20 protein-coding genes are annotated in these 22,365 nt (G+C 69.7%); 10 read left to right on the top strand and 10 right to left on the bottom strand.

The window, feature by feature from the left end:
- Positions 1 to 12: 12 nt before the first annotated feature.
- Together WT53_RS03885 and cobC are read left to right on the top strand one after the other, a co-directional pair.
- The gene (locus tag WT53_RS03885; RefSeq protein ID WP_034208135.1) at positions 13 to 765 is read left to right on the top strand and encodes an adenosylcobinamide-GDP ribazoletransferase; all 753 of its coding nucleotides are present in this window, start codon (positions 13 to 15) and stop codon (positions 763 to 765) included.
- Positions 750 to 1,355, top strand: a complete 606-nt coding sequence (gene cobC / locus WT53_RS03880) for an alpha-ribazole phosphatase (protein WP_034208134.1) — start codon at positions 750 to 752, stop codon at positions 1,353 to 1,355. Before WT53_RS03885 ends, cobC begins: the two co-directional genes overlap by 16 nt.
- An 81-nt stretch (positions 1,356 to 1,436) precedes the next feature.
- Here cobC and WT53_RS03875 read toward each other — a convergent pair whose 3' ends face one another.
- The 4 genes from WT53_RS03875 to cobU are packed head-to-tail and all read right to left on the bottom strand — an operon-like array spanning position 1,437 to position 4,855.
- Complete coding sequence (locus WT53_RS03875; protein ID WP_034208133.1) at positions 1,437 to 2,354, bottom strand: cobalamin-binding protein; 918 nt, start codon at positions 2,352 to 2,354, stop codon at positions 1,437 to 1,439.
- The gene (gene cobD / locus WT53_RS03870) at positions 2,351 to 3,370 is read right to left on the bottom strand and encodes a threonine-phosphate decarboxylase CobD (RefSeq protein WP_034208132.1); all 1,020 of its coding nucleotides are present in this window, start codon (positions 3,368 to 3,370) and stop codon (positions 2,351 to 2,353) included. The genes WT53_RS03875 and cobD overlap by 4 nt, the downstream gene beginning before the upstream one ends.
- On the bottom strand, positions 3,363 to 4,307 hold the full coding sequence (gene cbiB, locus WT53_RS03865) for an adenosylcobinamide-phosphate synthase CbiB (RefSeq protein WP_034208131.1): 945 nt from the start codon (positions 4,305 to 4,307) through the stop codon (positions 3,363 to 3,365). The genes cobD and cbiB overlap by 8 nt, the downstream gene beginning before the upstream one ends.
- Positions 4,301 to 4,855, bottom strand: coding sequence for a bifunctional adenosylcobinamide kinase/adenosylcobinamide-phosphate guanylyltransferase (cobU, locus tag WT53_RS03860; protein ID WP_034208130.1), 555 nt, complete (start codon positions 4,853 to 4,855; stop codon positions 4,301 to 4,303). Before cobU ends, cbiB begins: the two co-directional genes overlap by 7 nt.
- 75 nt (positions 4,856 to 4,930) lie before the next feature.
- Here cobU and WT53_RS03855 point away from each other — a divergent pair, with 75 nt between their 5' ends.
- The 4 genes from WT53_RS03855 (at position 4,931) to WT53_RS03845 (ending at position 8,022) form a co-directional block, all read left to right on the top strand.
- Positions 4,931 to 6,433, top strand: a complete 1,503-nt coding sequence (locus WT53_RS03855; RefSeq protein ID WP_034208129.1) for a cobyric acid synthase — start codon at positions 4,931 to 4,933, stop codon at positions 6,431 to 6,433.
- An 82-nt stretch (positions 6,434 to 6,515) separates the two neighbouring features.
- Positions 6,516 to 6,653 carry a hypothetical protein gene (locus WT53_RS33765; protein ID WP_179948986.1) on the top strand — a complete coding sequence of 46 codons (138 nt, stop codon included), beginning with the start codon at positions 6,516 to 6,518 and terminating at the stop codon, positions 6,651 to 6,653.
- 148 nt (positions 6,654 to 6,801) lie between these two features.
- Positions 6,802 to 7,215 carry a DoxX family protein gene (locus WT53_RS03850; protein ID WP_034208128.1) on the top strand — a complete coding sequence of 138 codons (414 nt, stop codon included), beginning with the start codon at positions 6,802 to 6,804 and terminating at the stop codon, positions 7,213 to 7,215.
- Between the two features lie 147 nt (positions 7,216 to 7,362).
- A complete protein-coding gene (locus WT53_RS03845; protein WP_034208127.1) occupies positions 7,363 to 8,022 on the top strand; it encodes a ParA family protein in 660 nt (219 codons plus the stop codon).
- A 189-nt stretch (positions 8,023 to 8,211) separates the two neighbouring features.
- Here WT53_RS03845 and panD read toward each other — a convergent pair whose 3' ends face one another.
- The 4 genes from panD to WT53_RS03825 all read right to left on the bottom strand — a co-directional run bounded on the left by panD (position 8,212) and on the right by WT53_RS03825 (position 10,807).
- Complete coding sequence (gene panD, locus WT53_RS03840) at positions 8,212 to 8,598, bottom strand: aspartate 1-decarboxylase (protein ID WP_034208126.1); 387 nt, start codon at positions 8,596 to 8,598, stop codon at positions 8,212 to 8,214.
- A 44-nt stretch (positions 8,599 to 8,642) separates the two neighbouring features.
- Positions 8,643 to 9,482 carry a pantoate--beta-alanine ligase gene (gene panC / locus WT53_RS03835; protein WP_034208125.1) on the bottom strand — a complete coding sequence of 280 codons (840 nt, stop codon included), beginning with the start codon at positions 9,480 to 9,482 and terminating at the stop codon, positions 8,643 to 8,645.
- A gap of 259 nt (positions 9,483 to 9,741) precedes the next feature.
- Positions 9,742 to 10,614 carry a ScpA family protein gene (locus WT53_RS03830; RefSeq protein WP_006478106.1) on the bottom strand — a complete coding sequence of 291 codons (873 nt, stop codon included), beginning with the start codon at positions 10,612 to 10,614 and terminating at the stop codon, positions 9,742 to 9,744.
- Positions 10,615 to 10,618: 4 nt separating this feature from the next.
- Positions 10,619 to 10,807: a DUF3460 family protein gene (locus WT53_RS03825; protein ID WP_009692996.1), complete on the bottom strand. Its 189-nt coding sequence runs from the start codon at positions 10,805 to 10,807 to the stop codon at positions 10,619 to 10,621.
- A gap of 255 nt (positions 10,808 to 11,062) precedes the next feature.
- Between WT53_RS03825 and WT53_RS03820 the strand changes: the two genes are divergently transcribed.
- Positions 11,063 to 12,877 (top strand): autotransporter assembly complex family protein, encoded by a 1,815-nt coding sequence (locus WT53_RS03820; RefSeq protein WP_034208124.1) that lies wholly within the window; start codon positions 11,063 to 11,065, stop codon positions 12,875 to 12,877.
- Between the two features lie 40 nt (positions 12,878 to 12,917).
- Complete coding sequence (locus tag WT53_RS03815; protein WP_060258650.1) at positions 12,918 to 16,961, top strand: translocation/assembly module TamB domain-containing protein; 4,044 nt, start codon at positions 12,918 to 12,920, stop codon at positions 16,959 to 16,961.
- Positions 16,962 to 17,053: 92 nt separating this feature from the next.
- On the opposite strand, the gene metG is transcribed toward WT53_RS03815, so the two are convergent.
- Both metG and WT53_RS03805 read right to left on the bottom strand, forming a co-directional pair.
- Entirely contained in the window at positions 17,054 to 19,210 is a 2,157-nt protein-coding gene (gene metG, locus WT53_RS03810; protein ID WP_059782302.1) for a methionine--tRNA ligase, read from the bottom strand.
- 379 nt (positions 19,211 to 19,589) lie between these two features.
- Complete coding sequence (locus tag WT53_RS03805) at positions 19,590 to 20,237, bottom strand: OmpA family protein (RefSeq protein ID WP_006485420.1); 648 nt, start codon at positions 20,235 to 20,237, stop codon at positions 19,590 to 19,592.
- 352 nt (positions 20,238 to 20,589) lie between these two features.
- Here WT53_RS03805 and apbC point away from each other — a divergent pair, with 352 nt between their 5' ends.
- Positions 20,590 to 21,681, top strand: coding sequence for an iron-sulfur cluster carrier protein ApbC (gene apbC / locus WT53_RS03800; protein ID WP_060258553.1), 1,092 nt, complete (start codon positions 20,590 to 20,592; stop codon positions 21,679 to 21,681).
- A gap of 133 nt (positions 21,682 to 21,814) precedes the next feature.
- The gene (gene sodC, locus WT53_RS03795; RefSeq protein ID WP_034208121.1) at positions 21,815 to 22,351 is read left to right on the top strand and encodes a superoxide dismutase [Cu-Zn]; all 537 of its coding nucleotides are present in this window, start codon (positions 21,815 to 21,817) and stop codon (positions 22,349 to 22,351) included.
- The last annotated feature ends 14 nt before the right edge of the window (positions 22,352 to 22,365 follow it).

The following is a 22,365-nucleotide window of genomic DNA, read 5'->3' as shown; positions in this document are numbered from 1 at the left end:
CGCGCGCGCGGCATGCGGGCCGAACTGCGCTACTTCTTCGTCGCGCTCGGCTATTTCACACGCGTGCCCGTGCCGCGCTCGATCGGCTACGCGGCTGGCGATCTCGATCAGGCCGCGCGTTATTTCCCGCTCGTCGGCGCGTGCGTGGGCGCATGGGGCGCGCTGGTCTATCTCGTCGCACTGCGCGCGCTGCCCGTGTCGATCGCGGTCGGGCTGTCGATGGCCGCGACGCTGCTCGCGACCGGCGCATTCCACGAAGACGGCCTGGCCGACAGTTGCGATGCGTTCGGCGGCGGTTACACGCGCGACGACGTGCTGCGCATCATGCACGATTCGCGGATCGGCACGTTCGGCGCGGTCGCGCTCGTGATCGCGCTCGGACTGAAATGGCAGGCGCTGATGTCGATGCTGCCGTTGCGTGCCGCATGGACGATGATCGCCGCGCATGCGGCGAGCCGCGCGATGGCCGTGAGCCTGCTGATGTCGCTCGACTACGTGCGGCCCGAAGGCAAGGCGAAGCCGGTTGCGCAACGCATGGGCGCACGCGCGGCGTGCATCGCGGCGGCGTTCGGGATGCCGTGGCTGTTCTGGCCGGACTGGCGCATGGGCGTCGCCGCGTGCGTGGTGCTCGTGCTCGTGCGTGCGTGGCTCGCGCGCTATTTCGTGAAGCGGATCGGCGGCTATACGGGCGACTGTCTCGGTTTCGCGCAGCAACTGGGCGAACTGGCGCTCTATCTCGTGGTGCTCGGATGGACGTCGTCCTGATCCGTCATCCGGCCGTCGGCATCGAGCCGGGCATCTGCTACGGACGCAGCGACGTGCCGCTCGCCGAATCGGCCGACGACGGCGCGCAGGCCGTGCGTGCGCATCTGTCGGCACTCGGCGCGCCGTCACCCGAACGGGTCTGGACGAGCCCGCTCGCACGTTGCGCGTCGATTGCCGAACGGCTCGCGCGGGCATTCGACGTGCCGCTGCGGTGCGATGCCGACTGGCAGGAAATGGATTTCGGCGCATGGGAAATGCAGCGCTGGGACGCTATCGACCGCGCGGCCCTCGATGCGTGGGCGGCCGACCTGATGCATGCATGCGCGCACGGCGGAGAAAGCGTGGCGCGATTCGTCGCGCGGGTCGCGCGGCAGGCCGATACGATGGCGACGCTCGACGGCTCGCAATGGGTCGTCACGCATGCGGGCGTGATCCGCGCGTTCGCGTCGCATGTGTTGCGCGTGCCGCTCGACACGCTGCTGTCGCGGCCCGTGCCGACGGGCGGGGTCGTCTGGCTGCGCACGAACGACGACGCGCAAGCATGGGAAATCGTGCACTGGGACGCATGGGCGCACGTGCGTCCGCAATGAACGACGCCGCGCACGTTCGATCCGTCTCGGGCGCCGCACGCATCCGGCATCGGTGCACGACAATGCGCCAGCCGCCGGCAATCAGCGCGCCGGCCGCCGCGCACGCGCGGCATCCAGATCCTCGCACAGCGCGGCCGCGCCCTGCACGATCCGCGGCGACGGCCGCGTCAGCAGATCGCCGTCGATCGCGAACAGGTTGTGGCGCGCGACGGCCTTCAGCGCGGGCCATGCACGCCACCGCGCGAGGCTCGGCAGCGGTTCGGTCGAACGGGTCGCCCCCGCGCTCGTCGTCACGATCGCTTCCGGATTCGCCGCGAGCACGGCCTCGTCGGTCACGGTCGGCGCGAGCGGCTTGAGCGACGCGAATACGTTGCGGCCGCCGCACAGTTCGAATACTTCGTCGATCAGGTGCGCGCCGTTGAGCGTCGTCAGCGGGCGGTCCCACACCTGGAAGAACAGCGTGACGGGCGGGCGTGCCGCGTAGCGTGCGCGTAGCGCCGCGAGGTCCCGCGTGAACGCAGCGGCGGCGGCATCGGCGGTCGGTTGCGTGCCGAGCAGCGTGCCGAGCCGGCGCAGCGACGACGACACGTCGTCGAGATGCTTCGGTTCGCTGAAGAACAGCGGGATGTGCAGCGCGCGCAGCGCATCGGTCTGCCGCTCGGCGTTGCCGTGCCGCCAGACGACGATCAGGTCGGGCTTCAGCGCGGCGATGCGTTCGAGATCGAGCGCCTTGTTGTCGCCGACGCGCGGCACCGCTTGCGCGGCGGCCGGATAGTCGCTGTACGTGACGGTGCCGACGAGCTTCGCGCCGCCGCCGGCCGCGTAGACGAGCTCGGTCGCGTGCGGCGCGAGGCTGATCACGCGCTGCGCGGGCGCGGGCAGCGTGACCGTGTCGCCGGCGTCGTCGCGCGTCGCGACATCGGCGTGGACGAGCGGCGCATGGGCGAGCGCCGCCAGCAGTGCGGCCGGCGCGAGCCGGCGGAACGGGCGCGGCCTCATGCCGGGACTCGCTGCAGCAACGGCACGCAATGTGCGAGCGCATCGCCGAGGCGCCGCCATTCGGCTTCGCTGCCCGGCAGGCCGACGCGCACGCTCGACGGGGTCGGGAAGTGCCGCGTCCAGATCCCGCGCGCGGCGAGCGCAGCATGCAGCGCCTCGGCTCGCGGGTCGTCGGTCCAACTGAAGAGCGGTGTCGCGCGAACCGCGAAGCCGTGCGTGCGCAGCAGCGCGGCCAGTCGTTCGCCGTCGGCCGCGAGCCGCTCGCGGGCGGCCGCTTGCCACGCGCGATCGGCGAATGCCGCGGCGACCGCGTGGCGTGCGGGGCCGCTGACCGTCCACGCGCCGAGTCTGTCGCGCAACGCGACGACGCGGTCGGGGCACGCGAGCACGAAGCCCGCGCGGATTCCGGCGAGCCCGAAGAACTTGCCGACCGAGCGCAGCACGACGAGGCCGGGACGATCGACCTGCGGCGCGAGCGATGGCGTGGCGCCCGTATCGGCGAACGCTTCGTCGACGATCAGCGTTCCGCCGCGTGCCGCCAGTTGCGCATGCCAGCCGAGCAGGCGCGCGGTCGGCACGAACTCGGCGGTCGGATTGTTCGGATTCCCGACGATGACGTGGCGCAGCGTCGCGGGCAGCGTATCGGCGCGGATGTCCAGCGCGACGACACGATGGCCGTGGCGCGCGAACGCGGGCGCATATTCGCCGTACGCGAGCGCCGCGACGCCGGCGTCGCCGGCCGGCAGCAAGCCGGGCAACGCGCGGATCGCGGCCTGGCTGCCGGCGACCGGCAGCACGTGCGCGGCATCGGGCGCGCGGTAGTACTGCGCAGCGCAGGCCGCGAGGCCGTCGCCGTCGTCGGGTAGTCGGCGCCATGCGTCGGCCGGGACGGGCGGCACCGGGAAGCCCGCCGGATTGATGCCGGTCGACAGGTCGAGCCACGCGTCGTACGGAATGCCGTGGCGGCGGGCGGCTTCGTGCAGGTTGCCGCCGTGCGCGATGGATGAATCAGACATGATGGGTGGCCATGACGAGTGCGCCGCTCGCGACCAGCAGCGCGAGCCACAGGGCGAGCGTGCGCGTGACGAGCGACAGCGCGGCGACGATGTGGACGGCAGTTGCCGTGGCGCCGGTGCCGAGCGCTGGGCGATCCTCGATCTCGCCGTGATAGACGGCCGGGCCGCCGAGCTGCACGTTCAGGCTGCCGGCACCCGCGGCCATCACGGGGCCCGCGTTCGGGCTGTCCCAGTGGCGCGCTTGCGTGCGCCAGCAGCGCCACGCGGCGGCCGTGTCGCCGAGCAGCGCGTAGCTCGCGGCGGTGAGGCGTGCGGGCATCCAGTTCAGCGCGTCGTCGATGCGTGCGGCGGCCCAGCCGAAGGTCAGGAAGCGCGGCGTGCGATAGCCCCACATCGCGTCGAGCGTGTTCGCGAGCCGGAACAGCAACGCGCCGGGACCGCCCGCGACGACGAACCAGAAGAGCGCGCCGAAGATCGCGTCGTTGCCGTTCTCGAGCGCCGATTCGACGGCCGCGCGCGACAGCGCGCCTTCGTCCGCGCTGCCGGTGTCGCGCGACACGATGCGTGCGGTCAGCGTGCGCGCCGCGTCGAGGTCGCGCCGCAGCAGCGCGGCGGCGATCGGCGCGACGTGGTCGGCGAGGCTCTTCGCGCCGAGCGCGAACCACAGCAGCGCGACGTGCAGCGCAGCCGCGAACGGCCACGGCAGCGCGCAGACGAGCCAGGCCGCGACGGCCACCGGCGGCACGACCGCCGCGAGCCATGCGGCGACGCCGACCAGGCGGCCGCGCCGGCCCGTGTTCAGCGCGGCTTCGATGCGCGCGGCGACGCGGCCGAACGCGACGAGCGGATGCCAGCCGGCCGGCTCGCCGATGGCGCGGTCGACGAGCGCGGCCGCGACGGCGAGCATCGCGACGACGGGCAGCGACAGCATCAGCATGGCTGCGCGCTCGCCTTGAGATCGAGCGGCAGCCCGGCAACCAGCAGCGTGACGCGCGTCGCGAGCGCGGCGACGCGCTGGTTCAGGCGCCCGAGCTCGTCGACGTAGCGGCGCGTGACCGACCCGAGCGGCACGACGCCGAGCCCGATCTCGTTGCTGACGACGATCACCTTCGCGCGCGCGCCGCGCAACGCGTGCTCGAGCCGCTCGACGTGCGTCGCGTACTGCGCGTCGTCGAGCGGGTCGCCTTCTGCGGGGCACAGCAGGTTCGTGAGCCACAGCGTCAGGCAGTCGACGAGCAGGCACGCGTGCGGATCGTCGAGCCGCGCGAGCGTGCCCGCGAGATCGACGGGCGCGTCGGCGAATCCCCAGTCGGCCGGCCGGCGCGCGCGATGATGCGCGATGCGTTGCGCGAATTCGGCATCGGCGGCGGTCGCGGTCGCGATGTAGGTGACGGGGCGGCCGCTGTCGGCGGCGAGCCGCTCGGCATGCGCGCTCTTGCCCGAGCGCGCGCCGCCGAGGACGAAGGTGAGGTCGTGCGGAATCATCGCGTGATTGTAACGGCGCGCGCGACCCGCCGCGGGCGATAATGCCGCCTTTGCTTCGCGACGACCTTTTACACGATGAATGCACCCGAGCCGCGGCCGCGCGGCACGCTGATGATCCAGGGCACGACGTCCGACGCGGGCAAGAGCACGCTCGTCGCGGGCCTGTGCCGCCTCGCGCGCCGCGGCGGCGCACGCGTGGCGCCGTTCAAGCCGCAGAACATGGCGCTCAACAGCGCGGTGACGGTCGACGGCGGCGAGATCGGCCGCGCACAGGCGTTGCAGGCGCTGGCCGCCGGCGTCGCGCCGCATACGGATTTCAATCCGGTCCTGCTGAAGCCGACGAGCGACCGCGGCGCGCAGGTGATCATTCACGGCAAGGCGCGCATGAACCTCGACGCGCGGGCGTATCACGACTACAAGCCGGTCGCGTTCGATGCGGTGCTCGAATCGTATGCGCGCCTGCGCGCCGGGTACGACACGGTGATCGTCGAAGGCGCGGGCAGCCCGGCCGAGATCAACCTGCGCGACGGCGACATCGCGAACATGGGGTTTGCCGAGCGCGTCGACTGCCCGGTCGTGCTCGTCGCCGACATCGATCGCGGCGGCGTGTTCGCGCATCTGGTCGGCACGCTCGCCTGCCTGTCGGACAGCGAGCGCGCGCGCGTGCGCGGCTTCGTGATCAACCGCTTCCGCGGCGACCTCGCGCTGCTCGAACCCGGGCTCGACTGGCTGCGCGCCCGGACGGGCAAGCCGGTGTTCGGCGTGCTGCCGTACCTGCACGGGTTGCTGCTCGACGCGGAGGACATGCTGCCCACGCAGGCGCGCAGCGCCGCCGCTCGCGGCGATGCCGGCGTGTTGCGCGTCGTCGTGCCCGCGCTGCCGCGCATCAGCAACCACACCGATTTCGACCCGCTGCGCGCGCATCCGCAGGTCGAATTCACGTACTGGAAGAGCGGCCCCGTGCCCGACGCGGACCTGCTGATCCTGCCCGGTTCGAAGAGCGTGCAGCGCGACCTCGCGTGGCTGCGCGACACGGGCTGGGACGCGCTGATCCGGCGTCATCTGCGCTACGGCGGCAAGGTGATCGGCATCTGCGGCGGCATGCAGATGCTCGGCCGCACGCTCGACGATCCGCTCGGCCTCGAAGGTGCGCCCGGCAGCGTGCCGGGGTTCGGGCTGCTCGATTTCGACACGACGCTGCAACCCGACAAGACGCTGAAGAACGTGACCGGGCAACTCGCGCTGCCGGGCGAGGCAGCCGTGCGCGGTTACGAGATCCACATGGGCGACACGCGCGGGCCGGCGCTCGCGACGCCCGCGCTGACGCTGGCCGCCGATGCCGCGCAGGATGGCGTGCGTCCCGACGGCGCGATGTCGGCCGACGGCCAGATCCTCGCGACCTATGTGCACGGGCTGTTCGACGCGCCCGACGCGTGCGCGGCGCTGCTCGCGTGGGCGGGGCTCGATGGGGCGGCGCGCATCGACTACCCGGCGCTGCGCGAGGCTTCGCTCGAGCGGCTGGCCGACACGTTCGCCGCGCATCTCGACCTCGACGCGCTGTACGCCGAGTTTCGGTGACGGCGGGCCGGTCCGCCCTCGCTTTTTCCGCCCGATCGCGTACAACGAAGGAGGGCGGAGGTCCGCCCGCAGGAGGGCGACGATGAAGGTTCGATGGTGGTGGAGCGTGCTGCTTGCGGCGCTGCTGGGCGCGTCGGCGGCGGCGCATGCGTACGATTCGTATGCGCCGGGCGGCGGCCAGTCCGGCGGCGACGCAACGCAAGGCAAGAGCGGTTACTGAGCAGGACGGAGGGCATGTTCGGTCATGCCCTTTTTTCGCTTCGATTCGTTCTGGATAAGAATCAATTTAATCGGCATGGCGTGTTTATCGGACGAATCGATTCGAATAGAGTGCGATCCATTCCCATCCACTCCCGAAGGAAGCCGTCATGAACGCCAACCGCCTGAACGATTTCGCCGCGACGCTGCTGCGCGTCGCCCTCGGCGTGCTGTACCTCGCGCACGTCGCGCAGAAAGTATTCGTCTTCACGCTGCCCGGCACCGCGCAGTTCTTCGCGTCGATCGGCTTGCCGGGCTGGCTTGCGTACCTGACCACGTTCGTCGAACTGGCGGGCGGCCTGGCGCTGCTCGCGGGGTTCCGCGTGCGCATCGCCGCGCTGGTGCTGCTGCCGTTCATGCTCGGCGCGCTCGCCGCGCATCTGCCGAACGGCTGGAGCTTCTCGTCGCCGCACGGCGGCTGGGAATATCCGGCGTTCTGGGCCGTCACGCTGGCCGTGCAGGCCCTGCTGGGCGGCGGCGCGTTCGCGATCGGCGCGGCGGAGGCCGCGGCCGGGCGCGCGTAACGTGAAGGAACGCGCACGAAAGCGGCCCGCGGGTCGCCGCGACCGGTTCCGGTGACACCCCGTTTGCCGATATCATCGCTCCCTGTATCCGCAATCGAGCGGCGCCTGCCATGCGGCCGGCGCCGCGCGGCTTTATCGGGGGAATTCATGACGGTCATCGTGGTGGCGAATCCGAAGGGCGGCGTGGGGAAGAGCACGCTGTCCACCAATCTAGCCGGCTATTTCGCGGCGCAGGGCGCGTGGGTCGCGCTGGCCGACCTGGACCGGCAGCAGTCCGCGCATGCGTGGCTCGACCTGCGGCCGGCCGGCTTGCCGACGATCGAGGCGTGGGATCTCGATCCGGACGCGCCGTCGAAGCCGCCGCGCGGCCTCGAATATGCGGTGATCGATACGCCGGCCGGCCTGCACGGCACGCGGCTGAACGTCGCGCTGCAACTGGCCGACAAGGTGATCGTGCCGCTGCAGCCGTCGATGTTCGATATTCTCGCAACCCAGCAGTTTCTGGAGCGCCTCGCCGGTGAGAAGGCCGTGCGCAAGGGCGGCGTCGAGGTCGGGATCGTCGGGATGCGGGTCGATGCGCGCACGCGCTCGTCCGATCAACTGCACCGGTTCGTCGAAGGGCTCGGCCTGCCGGTGCTCGGCTACGTGCGCGACACGCAGAACTACGTGCAGATCGCCGCGCACGGCCTGACGCTGTGGGACGTCGCGAAAAGCCGCGTCGAGAAGGATCTCGAACAGTGGCGGCCGATCGTCGAATGGGCCGAGCGCCGCATGCCGAAGGCCGACAAGGCCGCGAAAGCGTCCTGACCCGCCCGCGCGCGGGCCGCGCTGCAGGCGGCGAGCGCGGCGGATTCCGTCAAAAGGACAAAGGGCCTGATCCGGCATCGCGCCGAATCAGGGCCTCCGTCCGTATGTGGCGGCTCGGTGTGGGCCGCCGGGCGCCCGCCGCATCGCGGCGACACCCGGCGTGTCGCGACACCCCGGCGGCCGCGCGGATCAGCTCCAGCTCTGCGTCGGCACGTGGTCCCGGTGGCCCTTGATCTTGTTGCCGTCGTCGATGAACACGAGCTTCGGCTTCCAGCCGGCCTGCAATTCGGCTTCGTCGACCATCGCGAACGCCGCGATGATCACGAGGTCGCCGAGCTGCGCGCGGCGCGCGGCCGAGCCGTTCAGCGAGATCATCCCGCTGCCGCGCTCGCCCTTGATCGCGTACGTCGAGAAGCGCTCGCCGTTGTTGATGTTCCAGATGTCGATCCGTTCGTTTTCGATCAGGCCCGCCGCTTCGAGCAGGTCTTCGTCGATCGCGCACGAACCTTCGTAATGCAGTTCGCAGTGCGTGACCGCCGCACGGTGGATCTTCGATTTGAGCATGTGGCGCTGCATGGTGTCTCCGGTGAGGCGTCGTGAGAGGCGCGGGCGGGCGCCCGTCAGATTTCCAGGTTGTCGATGAGGCGCGTCGCGCCGAGCTTCGCGGCCGCGAGCACGACGAGCGGCTCGCCGGCTTCGAGTTCGGCGGCGCTCGGTGCGATCAGGTTCGCGCGGCGGCGGATCGCGATGTAGTCGGGCACCCAGCCGCGTTCGGCCAGGTGCGTGTGCGCGTGCCGCTCGAGCTTGCCGAGATCGCGTTCGCCGCCGAGCACGCTGTCGCGCACGCGCTGCAGCGTTTTCGCCAGTTCGGGCGCTTCCTTGCGCTCGTCGGTGGTCAGGTAGCGGTTGCGCGACGACAGTGCGAGGCCGTCCTCGTCGCGCACGGTTTCGGCTGCGACGATGTCGACCGGCAGCGCGAGCTGCTGGCACATCCGGCGCACGATCATCAACTGCTGGTAGTCCTTCTTGCCGAACACGGCGACGCGCGGCTGCACGCAGGACATCAGCTTCGTGACCACCGTGCACACGCCGGCGAAGAAGCCCGGACGGAATTCGCCTTCGAGAATCCCGCCGAGATCGTCCGGCGGCAGCACGCGGTATTCCTGCGGCTCGGGGTACATGTCGCGCTCGGTCGGCGCGAACAGCACGTACACGTTTTCCTGCTGCAGCTTCTCGATATCGTCCTGGAGCGTGCGCGGATACTTGTCGAAATCCTCGTTCGGGCCGAATTGCAGCCGGTTGACGAAGATGCTCGCCACGACCGGGTCGCCGTGCTGGCGCGCGAGGCGCATCAGCGACAGGTGCCCTTCGTGCAGGTTGCCCATCGTCGGCACGAACGCCGTGCGGTTCTGTCCGCGCAGCTGGTCGCGCAGTTCCTGGATCGAGCTGATGACTTTCATGATCGGGTAACGGGTTCCTCGCGCAGGCGCGCGTTGACGCCGCGGCAGCGGCGTCGGGGTCGAAGCGGAGAACGCCGGCGCGCGGGCGGCGCATCGGGCGTCGGCGGATTGTAGAGGATTTGGCCGCGGCACGCATCGATAAAAGAACGATCGTTCACTTTTTATCGAGGCGTGCCCGACACCCGCCGGATGGCCACTCGCCGCGGCGCAGCGGCGAGCGTCGGAACGAACCGGGAACGGGAAGCGGCGGGGGCGGCCCTTACGCGGGCAGGTACGCGAGGCGCACGTAGATCGGCGCGAACGGCTCGGCCTGCGTGATCTCGAGCAGCGATTCGCGCGCGAGTTCGAGCATCGCGATGAAGTTCACGACGACGACCGGCACGCCGCGCGACGTGTCGAACAGGTCGGCGAACTCCATGAAGCGCGCGTTCTGCAGCCGGCGCAGGATCAGGCTCATGTGTTCGCGCACCGACAGCTCCTCGCGGGAGATCTTGTGATGCTGGACGAGCTTCGCGCGCTTGAGCACGTCGGCCCACGCGGCGCGCAGATCGTCCGAATTCACGTCGGGAAAGCGCGGCGTGACGCTTTGCTCGATATACACCTCGGCGCGCAGGAAATCGCGGCCGAGCTGCGGCAACTGGTCGAGCCGCTGCGCGGCGAGCTTCATCTGCTCGTACTCGAGCAGCCGGCGCACGAGTTCGGCGCGCGGATCCTCGGCTTCCTCGCCGGTGTCGGCCTTCTTCACCGGCAGCAGCATCCGCGACTTGATTTCGATCAGCATCGCAGCCATCAGCAGGTATTCGGCCGCCAGCTCGAGATTCGATGCGCGGATCTGGTCGACGTAGCCCAGATACTGCGCGGTGACCTGCGCCATCGGGATGTCGAGCACGTTGAAGTTCTGCTTGCGGATCAGGTATAGCAGCAGGTCGAGCGGGCCTTCGAACGTCTCGAGGAACACCTCGAGCGCATCGGGCGGGATGTAGAGATCCTGCGGCAGCTTGAAGAGCGGCTCGCCGTACAGGCGAGCGAAGGCCGCGACACCGTCGACCGTGTCGGGCGTCGAATCGGCGCCCGCGGGCGCGGCGATCGCGTCGTCCTGCCGGGCGGCGCTGGCCTCGTCGGCGGCGCTCACGTCGTCAGAAGTTCTGGTAGTAGACGTACGGCGTTTGCTTCACGCGCGATTCCTGCTGCTCGGCGCGCTCGTCGAGATCGATCGGCTGCTTGTCCCACAACAGGGAACGGCCCTTGCGTTGCTCTTCCTCGAGCGTCGGCTTCTGCTGCTTGAGCTGGTTCAGGAACTGCGTGACGTCGGACTGGTACGGCATGGCTGGATCTTCCGTTTCGGGCGGCGCACGATGCGCCGGATTCGCGATGGCGGGATTTTACCGCATCGCGGGGAACAGCCGGCGCCAATCGCGCGTCGAAACCGCGGGCGGTGCCGGCGGGCCGACGGCCATTGGGCGGCGGCCCTGTCGGGCGCTGGCACTCTTTCACAATCGTTTGGCTGCGACGCCCGCGCCCTGTGGTCAAATACAGGGTTTTCCACGAAACCGTAACGATCCAGGACGGCGAGGTCATATTTGGCGGGGCAGTCGAACCAGCAAGCACACACGGCACATGACGCGGGCCCGCGCGCGGCACGCGATCGCGCCGGCGCCGCGGCCCGCGTCGCGCGGGCGGCCCTCGCGGGTTGCCTGGCCGCGTGCTTCGCGCTGCCGGCCCACGCGAAGTACGACGTCGACATCGACGCGCCGCGCTCGATCCGCAAGCTCCTCAAGACCCATCTCGATATCGCCCGCTTCGCCAAGCGCGACGACATCAGCGACGACCAGTTCGACTTCCTCGTGACCGCCACGCCGCAGCAGGTGCGCGATCTGGCCGCGACGGCCGGCTATTTCTCGCCGGTCGTGCGTACCGACGTGCGCACCCGCGACGGCAAGCGCGACGTGCGCATCGCGGTTGATCCGGGGAAGCAGACCGTCGTGTCGACGGTCGACCTGGCGTTCAAGGGGCCCGTCGAAACCGAGGATCCGGCGCAGGAGACGGCCACCCGTTTCGCGTTCTCGATGAAGCCGGGCGACCCGTTCACGCAGTCCGACTGGGACGACGCGAAGGGGGCGGCGCTCCGGCAGTTGCAGGCGCGCCGCTATCTCGGCGCGAAGATCGCGTCGTCCGAGGCGCGCATCGATCCGCGCACGCAGCGCGCGACGCTCGCGGTCACGTTCGACAGCGGCCCGACGTTTACGATCGGCAAGGTCGACGTCGACGGCGTGCGCCGTTATCCGGAAAAGATCGTCACGAACGTCAATCCGCTGTCGGAAGGCGAGATCTACGACGTGCGGCGGATCAACGAATTGCAGCGGCAGTTGCAGAACACGCCGTACTACGCGAGCGTCGCGATCGACGTCGGCGACGACACGTCGAAGCCCGAGCGCACGCCCGTGCACGTGAAGGTCAGCGAGTTCCCGTACAACAACATCCGCGGCGGCGTCGGCTTCGCCACCGATACCGGGCCGCACGTGCAAGGCTCCTATACGTATCTCGACACCTTCGGCGCCGCGTGGCCGCTGACCGTATCGGGCCGGCTCGACCAGATCCAGCAGTACGGGCAGGTCCAGCTGTCGATGCCGCCGGGCGAGAAGGGCTGGACCAACAGCGTGCTCGCGTCGTACACGAACACCAACGTGTCCGACACGCGTATCTACAGCGCGCGGGTCGGCGTGCAGCGCACGCGCACCGGCCAGTTCATCGACTATTCGTATTCGCTGATGTATTACCAGGACCGGCTCGACCAGAACGGCGCGGGGCCGACCACGAGCCGCGCGCTCGTGCCGCAATGGGCGTGGACCCGCCGCAACGTCGACGATCCGCTGTTTCCGCGTTCGGGCAACCTGATTCACGCGGAGGCGGGCTTTGCGGTCAAGCACGTGCTGGCCGACGAAACCTTCATCCGCGGCTACGCGCGCGGGCAGCAGTACCTGCCGATCGGCAAGCGCGACCTGTTCGTGTTCCGCGCGGAGCTCGGCGGCGTGTTTACGAGCGGCAGCTCGACCGGCGTGCCGGCGTCGCTGCTGTTCCGCGCCGGCGGCTCGAATTCGGTGCGCGGCTACGGCTACCAGAGCATCGGCAACAGCGTCGACGGCTCCGTTCTGCCGACCAAGTATCTGGTGACGGGCACGGCCGAATACCAGCACTGGTTCAACCGCGACTGGGGCGCCGCGACGTTCTTCGACATCGGCACCGCGACCGATGCGTGGGGCGAGCGCGTGTTTTACTCGGGCGTGGGCGTCGGGGCGCGCTGGCGCAGCCCGGTCGGCCCGATCAACGTCGACGTCGCGTACGGGTTGCGCAACCACAGCGTGCGCCCGTATCTGACGCTCGGCATCGCTTTCTGAACCTGTCGCCCTATTGACGACGACCCGCACGACGAACCGCATGACGAAGGACCCGAACGACACGCCGCCGCCTCACGATCCGGATTCGCCCGACGGCGCGCCCGACACGCCGCCGCGCGCGCCGCGCCGCGGCCGCGCGTGGCGTGTCGTCGCGTGGACGCTCGCGACGGTCGTGCTGCTCGTCGTGCTGGCGGCGGCGCTCGTGCTGGGCGCGGTGACGACCGAGCGCGGGACGCGGCTCGCGTGGCAGGCGGCCGGCAAGGTGCTCGGCACGCGGCTCGCGGGCACGCTCGAAGGCGGCTCGCTCGCGACCGGCGTGCGCCTGCGCGGGTTCGCGTGGACCAGCCCCGACGGCACCGGCACCGAGATGCGCATCGACCGCCTCGACGGCCGCTGGGCGCTGACGCGTGCGCCGTGGCGGCTGTCCGTCGCGTATCTGCGCGCCGGCACGATCGACGTGCGGATCGCGCCGGGGCCGTCGACGCCGAGTACGATGCCGCAGGACCTGAGCCTGCCGCTGCAGGTGCGGATCGACGACCTGCGCGTCGACCGCCTCGCCATTCACGAGGGCGGTTCGACGACGCAGCTCGACCATCTCGCGCTGAACGGCCGCAGCGACGGCCGTCACCATGAACTCGTGCTCGACGGCGTCGACACGCCGTACGGCGCGCTGACCGCGCGTGCGAAGCTCGACGGCGTGAAGCCGTTCGCGCTGACGGGCGAAGCTACCTATGCAGGCAAGCTGTCCGACGAAGCGGTCGACGCGCGGGCCCGCGTGTCGGGCTCGCTCGAGGCGCTCGTCGCCGAGGTCGATGCGAGCGGGATGAAGCTGAACGGGCGCGCGCACGTCGAGGCCGCGCCGTTCGGCGCCGTGCCGCTCACGCGCGCGACGCTCGCGTTCGATCACGTGAACCCGCAAGCGCTTTCGCCCGGCGCGCCGGCGGCCGATCTTGCGGTGCGCGCGGAACTCGCGCCGGTGACCGCGCCGGCAGGTTCGGCGCCGGCGAAGGGGTTCGCGGTGACGGGCCCGGTGTCGATCGTCAATGCGAAGCCGGGCACGCTCGGCGACCATCTGCTGCCGCTGATCGACGCGCATGCGAACGTGCATCTCGACGCGCACGCGCAACGGATCGACGGCCTCGCGCTGAAGCTGATCCGCGACGGCAGCGTGACGGGCGGCGGCACGCTCGTGGGCGGCAAGGGCCGCTTCGACCTGAAGGTCGCGAACCTCGACCTGAACGCGTTCGTCGCCGAGCTGCGGCCGATGCGCCTTGGCGGCCCGCTCGGCGTCACGCTCGCGGGCGACGCGACGACCGTCGATTTCGACCTGAACGACCCGAAGCTCGCGCTCGGCGCGCGCGCCAAGGTCGCGCTGACGCAGAAGCAGACCGTGCTGACCGACACGCGCGTGACGGCGGCCAAGGGGCGCATCGACCTGACCGGCGTATTCCGCCACGACGCGCATTCGAGCTACGACGCGAAGGCGACGCTCACCGCGTTCGATCCGCTGCTGCTCGCCGCGACGAGCGCACCGAAGGCGAGCGGCGGCAAGGCGCCGGCGAAGGCCGGCAGGGCGCCGGCCAAGCGCGGCGAGACGCGCGTGTCGGGCACGTTGACCGCGTCGGGCGCATTTGCGCCGCAGGTCTCGACGAAGGCGACCTTCAAGCTCGCCGACAGCCTGTACGACGGCGTGCCGCTGACCGGCGCCGGCGTCGTGCAGCTCGCCGGCTCGCGGATCCTGCCGAGCAACGCGACCCTGTCGATCGCCGGCAACCACGTCGACCTGCGCGGCAGCTTCGGCGTGCCCGGCGACCGGCTGCGCTTCGTCGTCGACGCGCCGCAGCTCGACCGGCTCGGCTTCGGCGTCGAAGGGCTCGTGCAGGCGCAGGGCGACCTGACCGGCAGCTTCGCGCATCCGAACGTGACGGCCACCTACAAGGCCGAGCACGTCGTCGTCGGGTCGAACCGGATCGGCACCGCACAGGGCCGCGCGGACATCCGCGACGGCGCGCACGGCGCGCTCGTGTTCACGGCGGACGCGGCCGACATCGCGCTCGGCTCGTTCAAGCTGAAGTCGTTGCGCGCGAACCTCGACGGCACGCGCGCGAAGCACACGTTGGACGCGTCGGCGCTCGGAGCGGCCGGCGGCCGCGTGATCGACCTGACGCTCGCGGCGAACGGCGGCGTGGTCGAGAACCGCGACGGCATGCGCTGGGACGGCACCGTTACGCGTCTCGCGAATCGCGGCACGCCGGCGCTCGCGCTGCAGGCGCCGCTGACGATATCGGCCGGCGCCGGCCGCGTGACGCTCGGCGCGACGCGGCTCACGCTCGAAGGCGCGGCGATCGACCTGAAGTCGTTCGTGTTCGATCGCGGCCAGATGCGTTCGGCCGGTTCGGTGAGCGGCGCGTCGGTCGCGCGTTTCCTCGAGGTCCGCCAGGAACTGACGGGACAGCGGCCGCCTGTGCGCACCGACGTCGTGCTCGATGCCGACTGGGATTTCTCGCTCGGCGCGAACGCGACGGGTTACGTGCAGGTGAAGCGCCGCGGCGGCGACGTGACGATCGAGACCGGGCGCGGCATCGCGTCGCTCGGCCTGACCGATCTGTCCGCACGCGCGAGCTTCGCGCCCGGGAACCGCCTCAACGTGACGGCGCTCGCGAAGGCGAGCCGGATCGGCACGCTCGATGCGAACGTCGCGGTGCCGTTCGCGCTGCGCGACGGCGTGTTCGGGGTCGTCGACGACGGTCCGCTGTCGGGCCGCATCGATGCCGACATCCCGGCGCTGAAGACCACCGGCAACCTGTTCGGGCCGAGCTACCTGCTCGGCGGACGCGCGGCGCTGAAGCTGACGGTCTCCGGCACGCCGGTGAAACCGAACCTGTCGGGGACGCTGACGGGCGACGACCTGTCCGCGACGCTCATCGACCAGGGCGTGCAGCTGAAGGACGGCATCGTGCGCGTGAAGCTGTCGGACAACCTCGTCGAATTCCAGCAGGTCGAATTTCACGGCGGCGACGGCACGCTGCGCGCGCTCGGCCGCGTGCGCCTCGACGGCGAGGCGCCCGACCTGACCGCCAGCATCGTCGCGGACAAGCTCGAACTGTTCGCGGCGCCGGACCGCAAGCTGTCGCTGTCGGGCAAGGCCACCGTCGCGAACGACGGGCCGCGCGGCGCGTTGTCGATCGACGGCAAGTTCGTGGTCGATCGCGCGCTGTTCGACCTGCCGGAGCAATCGGCGCCGCACCTGTCCGACGACGTCGTGATCGTGCAGCCGGACGGCACGGTGCGCGGCGAGACGCCGACCGGCACTGCGGCCGCGAAGCCGAAGCCGGTCGAAAACAAGCCGGCGCCGTCGCTGGCGCCGCGCGCGAACATCGACGTCGGCCTCGGCAACAACTTCCGCTTCAAGGGGCACGGCGCCGATCTCGGGCTGCGCGGCACGATCACCGTGATGAGCGCGCCGGGCGTGCCGCTGCGAGCGGTCGGCAACGTGCGCGTGACCGAAGGCTCGACGTACACGACGTTCGGCCGCAAGCTCGCGGTCGAGAACGGCTTCTTCACGTTCAACGGCCCCGTGTCGAACCCGGGCGTCAACATCCTCGCGATGCGGCGCAACCAGGAGGTCGAGGCCGGCGTGCAGGTGACGGGCACGATCCAGTCGCCGACGGCCAAGCTGGTGTCGGAGCCGAACGTCACGGACAACGAAAAGCTGTCGTGGCTGCTGTTCGGGCACGGCACCGACCAGGGCAACAACGTCGGCCAGCAGGGGGCGATGACCGCGGCGCTCGGGCTGCTCGGCAGCGTGACCGGCAAGCGGGTCGCGCAGACCTTCGGTCTCGACGAGGTCTCGGTCGGCCGCAGCGAAGTCGGCCTGACCGATCCGCAGGTCGTGCTGGTGTCGAAGGCGATCAACGAGCGGTTCGTGCTCGGCTTCGAGCAGGGGCTGCAATCGGCGAGCAACGCGTTCAAGGCGACGATCAACCTGACGCGCTTCTGGTCGGTGTCCGCGTACGGCGGCACGTTCCAGGGCGTCGACTTGAACTACACGCGGCGTTTCGACCGCTGGTTCGGGCAGCGCTGAGCGCGGGCGCGGCGTAGCGGGCGGCAATGAAAAAGCCCCGCACGATTCGACATCGTGCGGGGCTTTTTTGCGCCGGCAGCAGCGCGTTCGGCTTACTTCACGCGCATGCCGGGCTTCGCGCCGCTGTGCGGTTCGAGGATGTAGAGGCCCGGTTCCGCCTTTTCGTCGGCGGCCGACGCGGCGAGCACCATCCCTTCGGACAGGCCGAACTTCATCTTGCGCGGCGCGAGGTTCGCGACCATCACCGTCAGCTTGCCGACGAGCTGCTCCGGCTGATACGCGGACTTGATGCCCGAAAACACGTTGCGGGTCTTTTCCTCGCCGACGTCGAGCGTGAGCTGCAGCAGCTTGTCCGAGCCTTCGACGGCCTGGCACGCGACGATCTTCGCGATGCGCAGGTCGATCTTCGCGAAATCGTCGATCGAGATCGGCGCGTCGTCGGCGCCGTTCGCGGCGGCCGGCTTCGCGTTCGCGTTGGCATCGCGCTTCGCATGCTTCGCGGCGTTCGCGCTCGCGGCCGCTGCACCCGTTGCTTCGGCCTGCAGCGAATCGCGGTTCGCGGCCAGCAGCGCTTCGATCTGCTTCGCATCGACGCGCGTCATCAGGTGCTGGTACGCCTTGATCGGCTGCGCCGACGACAGCGGCTTCGCGGCATCGGCCCACACGAGCGGCGCGATCCCGAAGAACGCCTCGACCGCTTCGGCGACGCGCGGGATCACCGGCTTCAGTGCGAGCGACAGCAGGCGGAAGGCTTCGAGGCTCACGCTGCAGGTTTCGTGCAGCGCGACCGCGTTGGCCGGATCCTTCGCGAGATCCCACGGCTTCGCGCCGTCGACGTACGCGTTCACTTCGTCCGCGAGCTCCATCGTGTGGCGCAGCGCGCGGCCGTATTCGCGTGCTTCGTAGTTCGCGGCGATCTGCGCGATCGCATCGCGCAGCTTCGCGACGAGCGGATGATTCATCGCGCTGTCCTGCACGCGGCCGTCGAAACGCTTGATCAGGAAGCCGGCCGCGCGACTCGCGATGTTCACGTACTTGCCGACGAGATCGCTGTTCACGCGCGCCTGGAAGTCGTCGAGGTTCAGGTCGATGTCTTCCATCGTCGCGTTCAGCTTCGCGGCGAAGTAGTAGCGCAGCCACTCGGGGTTCAGGCCCGTGTCGATGTAGCTCCGCGCGGTGATGAACGTGCCGCGCGATTTCGACATCTTCGCGCCGTCGACCGTCAGGAAGCCGTGCGCGAACACGTTGGTCGGCGTGCGGTGGCCCGAGAACTCGAGCATCGCCGGCCAGAACAGCGTGTGGAAGTACAGGATGTCCTTGCCGATGAAGTGATATTGCTCGGCCTTCGAGCCCGGGCGGATCCACGCGTCGAAATCGATGCCGTTGCGGTCGCACAGGTTCTTGAAGCTCGCGTAGTAGCCGACCGGCGCGTCGAGCCACACGTAGAAATACTTGCCGGGCGCGCCGGGGATCTCGAAGCCGAAGTACGGCGCGTCGCGCGAGATGTCCCAGTCGGCGAGCTTGGCTTCGCCGGCGTCGCCGAGCCATTCGCGCATCTTGTTGGTCGCTTCGGGCTGCGCGAGACCGCTCACCCATTCGCGCAGGAACGATTCGCAGCGCGGGTCGGACAGGCGGAAGAAGTAGTGCTTCGAAGTCTTGCGCACCGGCGTCGCGCCCGACACGACCGAATACGGGTTCAGCAGATCGGTCGGCAGGTACGTCGAGCCGCACACTTCGCAGCTGTCGCCGTACTGGTCCTTCGCGTGGCACTTCGGGCACTCGCCCTTGATGAAGCGGTCCGGCAGGAACATTTCCTTGACCGGATCGTACGCTTGCTCGATTTCGCGTTCGGCGATCAGGCCGGCTTCCTGCAGCGCGAGATAGATCTTCTCGCTCAGCACGCGGTTCTCGTCCGAATCGGTCGAGTAGAAGTTGTCGAACGACACGCCGAAGCTGTCGAAGTCGCGCTTGTGCTCGGTCCACACGCGGTCGATCAGCTGCTTCGGGGTCAGGCCTTCCTGCTCCGCGCGCAGCATGATCGGCGTGCCGTGCGTATCGTCGGCGCCGATGTAGTAGACCTCGTGGCCATGCATTCGCAGCGCCCGCACCCAGATGTCGGTCTGGATGTACTCGACCAGGTGGCCGATGTGGATCTGCCCGTTGGCGTAGGGCAGTGCGGACGTAACGAGGATCTGGCGGCCGCCTTGCGGCGCCGCAGCCTGCACGGAAGTGAGGTCGGATGCGGACATAGGGTCTGGAGAAGAACAGCGGGAAAAACGACGGGAAACCGCGATTCTAGCAGGGGCAAGGGCCAGCGCGGCGGGCACGCGCCGCGGACCGGGCGGCAGAAGGGGCGAGGCCGCGCAGGTGGCGCGCCTGACAGAGCCATGCTGCGTTGCAGCACGAATTTCGCGGACAAAAAAAACCGGGGCGGATACGGCCCCGGAGCAACAACGACAAGAGGAGAATGGTGACGCGCCGGCAACACCAGCCGCGTACCGTAAATACTGACCACGGCCTGCGACAGAAGTTCGAAAAATTTTTCGATTTGTTACCGGCCCCGCCGAAAGCCTTGTGAGGCGGGGCTGTGCGGGCAGGACGCCCGCACGTTTCCTCTCGTGGTCGCGCTTACTGATGCTGTTGCGGCGCGCGCAGGTAGATCTCGACGCGGCGGTTTTGTGCGCGGCCGGCTTCGGTCGCGTTGTCCGCGATCGGGTTCGATGCGCCCATGCCTTGAGCCGACAGACGGCCGCCGTTCACGCCGCGCTGCACGAGCGCGTTCACGACGCTTTGCGCGCGGTTCTGCGACAGCGTCTGGTTCAGCTGCGCCGAGCCCGTGCTGTCCGTGTAGCCGACGATCGACGCCGTCACTTGCGGGTTCTGGTTCAGCGTCGTCGCCAGGTCGTTCAGCAGCGGCGTGAACGCCGGCGTGATCGCGTACTGGTTCGTCGCGAACGTGACCGAGCTCGGCACGTTCAGCTTCAGCGAGCCGTCCGGCTGTTCGGTGACCTGCGTACCCGTCTGCGCTGCCGACGGTGCGAGCTTGTTCTTGATCGCTTGCCAGTTGTAACCCGTCACGCCGCCGACCAGTGCGCCGACGCCCGCGCCGATCGCCGCGCCCTTGCCGCCGCCGGCCAGTGCGCCGATCCCTGCGCCCAGCGCCGCGCCCGTGCCGGTGCCGACGGCCGTATTGTTGCCCTGCTGCGTGGCGCAGCCTGCCAGCAGCGCGCCGGCGAGTGCGAAGACGGACAGGCGAGTCGCGATTTTCATGTTCATGTTGGATTCCTCTCTTGGTTGAACGAGTCGACAACGACGACAAACAACAGCTACGGCTCCCTGCGCGGGCCGGCCGAAAAAGGAAGGCCGGCCTGCGCTCGCGGCAGCCGCCGAGGCGGTCGCATGCCCTGTCCGTCAGCGTGGCTGTTCGGGCAGTGCGACGCGTCAGCCTCTACAATATAGGCGGTAAGCGGCCGATTTGGCCCTATAGCGTGCCGCACGCGAAGAGTGCGCCGGGTCGCGCGTTCGCGCAATGGCGTGCAACAGATTCTTTCACTTTTCCCGTTTTTCGCAGCGTAATTTGATATTTTTTGACGTTTGCGCGCGAGAAAAACGTTTTCACGGAGTTTCGATGAGCATTGACCGGGCACAAGTCGACGCCGCGCTGGCGGCAGTCGTCGACCCCAATACCGGCCGGCCGTATACGGCGAACAAGGGCGTGCGCAACGTCGCGATCGACGGCGATGTCGTGGCGCTCGACGTGGTGCTCGGTTATCCGGCGCGCAGCCAGCACGACGACGTGCGCGCGCGCGTCGCCACGGCGCTGCAGGCCGTGCCGGGCGTGCGCGACGCGCGCGTCGCCGTGTCGCAGGAGATCGTCGCGCATACGGTGCAGCGCGGCGTGAAGCTGTTGCCGAATGTGAAGAACATCGTCGCGGTCGCGTCGGGCAAGGGCGGCGTCGGCAAGAGCACGACGGCCGTGAACCTCGCGCTCGCGCTCGCCGCGGAAGGCGCGTCGGTCGGCATCCTCGACGCCGACATCTACGGCCCGTCGCTGCCGACGATGCTCGGCATCCACGGCCAGCGCCCCGAGTCGCCGGACAACCAGTCGATGAACCCGCTCGTCGGCCACGGGCTGCAGGCGAACTCGATCGGCTTCCTGATCGAGGAGGACAACCCGATGGTGTGGCGCGGCCCGATGGCGACGTCCGCGCTCGAACAACTGCTGCGCCAGACCAACTGGCGCGAGCTCGACTACCTGATCGTCGACATGCCGCCCGGTACGGGCGACATCCAGCTCACGCTCGCGCAGCGCGTGCCCGTCACCGGCGCGGTGATCGTCACGACGCCGCAGGACATCGCGCTGCTCGACGCGAAGAAGGGGCTGAAGATGTTCGAGAAGGTCGGCATCCCGATCCTCGGCATCGTCGAGAACATGAGCATCCACATCTGCTCGAATTGCGGCCACGAGGAGCACATCTTCGGCGCGGGCGGCGCGGAGCGGATGGCGAAGGATTACGGCGTGAACGTGCTGGGCAGCCTGCCGCTCGACATCGCGATTCGCGAGCGTGCCGACGGCGGCACGCCGACGGTTGCGGCCGAGCCGGACGGCGCGCTCGCGCGGCGCTACCGCGATATCGCGCGCGGCGTCGCGCTGGCGATTGCCGAGCGATCGCGCGACATGACGTCGAAGTTCCCGTCGATCGTTGTTCAAAATACGTAAAACCCTTGCGGGGCGGGGCCTCACGCTGTTTACGGCGCCGCGAGGCGCGGTATCATGGCGACTTTTCCCGGGTCCCTTTACCCACCCGGCACGGCCGTCGTCTCGAACGGCCGCCAGCCGGTATGAGGATCGAATGAAACAACGACATCACGGCGTGCGCGCCGGCCGCGCGCGGCGCGCGCTGCTGGCCGCCGCCGCGCTGGGCCTGCTGGCCGGCTGTACCTCCTTTTCCTCGTCGCACGAAAAACGGGCCGACGCGCAACTGCAGCCGACGGTCGGCTCGCAGGCGCGCGGCGCGGTGACGTTCGTCGAGCGCCCGGACGGCGTGCAGGTCACCTACAACCTGGTCGGCCTGCCGCCGAACAGCGATCACGCGCTGCAGGTGCACGAACGCGGCGACTGCAACGCGGGCGACGGCTCGAGCGCCGGCCAAGTGTTCGCGCCGGCCGCCGACCGGCTGCGCGCGGGCGCGCGCGTCGCCGGCGATCTCGGCAACATCCATGCGGATGCGAACGGCGTCGCGGCCGGCTTCATCGTCGCGCCCGATCTGGCCCTCGACGGTGTGCGCTCGGCGATGAACCGCGCGGCGCTGGTGCACCGCGACTCGAGCGACCCGGCGTTTCCGCAGCATGGCGCGGGGCCCGCGCTGGCTTGCGGCGTGATCCGTTGACGGCCGCCGCGTGC

It is taken from the genome of Burkholderia sp. MSMB2157WGS (genome assembly GCF_001532755.1).
Taxonomy (GTDB): domain Bacteria; phylum Pseudomonadota; class Gammaproteobacteria; order Burkholderiales; family Burkholderiaceae; genus Burkholderia.
This window is presented reverse-complemented; position numbering and strand designations above follow the sequence as displayed.